The organism is Sphingomonas sp. LH128 (assembly GCF_000293195.2).
Taxonomy (GTDB): domain Bacteria; phylum Pseudomonadota; class Alphaproteobacteria; order Sphingomonadales; family Sphingomonadaceae; genus Novosphingobium; species Novosphingobium resinovorum_A.
The window spans coordinates 1-877 of the sequence record NZ_ALVC01000430.1; the positions used below are offsets into that span (position 1 = coordinate 1).

The window sequence follows — 877 nt, forward strand, 5'->3', positions numbered from 1 at the left end:
CCCGCCAGCATCACCGGCAGTTTGCTCTCCAGCAACCCAGCCGCATGCTCGATCAGCCGGTCGAACCAGCGCAGCTTGTAGTCGAACTTGGGGCCGGGCCGCGGATTACCGTTTGGCAGGTAAAGCCCGCCGATCAGGATGCCGTTGACCGCCGCCTCGATATAGCGGCTCTGGCTCGGGTCGGGGTCGCCCGGAAGCCCCCGCCGCGTCTCGTGGATTTCGCCGACGCGGCTGAGCAGCGCGACGCCGTTCCACGACTTCTGGCCGTGCCAGATGACATCATAGCCAAGGTCGCGGATCGCACTTTCCGGAAACTTCTCCTGCGGCGCTTTCAATTCCTGGAGCACAACCACATCAGGCTGCGCTTCCTCAAGCCAGCGCAGCAGCACCGGCAGTCGGCCATTGACGCCGTTCACATTATAGGTGGCGATCTTCACAGGTCAGGCAGGGTCTGGTCGGCGCGGCCCCAACCGCTGAGCGCCTTGGAGCCGGCCCGCTTCACCAGTTCGGTGCCATCCCGAATGGTCCAGTGCGAGGGCTTGTCGATCGTCTCCATTTCCTTCCATGTGATGGGTACGGCGACCGGCGCGCCTTCGCGCGCGCGGACCCCATAGGGCATGACCGCCGTCGCACCGCGCTGGTTGCGAAGATAGTCGACAAAGATGCGGCCCTTGCGCTGCGCTTTCGGCAGGGCGGCCGTGAAATGCTCAGGGTCACTCTGGGCAACCGCTTGGGCCAGCCGATGCGCAAAGTCTTTCACCTCCGGCCACTCCGCTTGCGGAACAAGCGGCGCGATCACATGGACGCCCTTGCCGCCGGTCACCATCGGGAAGGTCTCGAGCCCGATCGACTGCAGGATCTCGCGAAAGTGGAAGGC

At 64.8% G+C, this 877-nt stretch carries 2 protein-coding genes; both read right to left on the reverse strand.

What is annotated here, in order from left to right:
* Positions 1 to 437: exodeoxyribonuclease III (locus LH128_RS27230; RefSeq protein WP_008832923.1), on the reverse strand; the 437-nt coding region annotated here is incomplete at its 3' end.
* A partial coding sequence (ligD, locus tag LH128_RS27235) for a non-homologous end-joining DNA ligase LigD (protein ID WP_008832924.1) occupies positions 434 to 877 on the reverse strand: 444 nt, incomplete at its 5' end. The genes ligD and LH128_RS27230, both read right to left, overlap by 4 nt.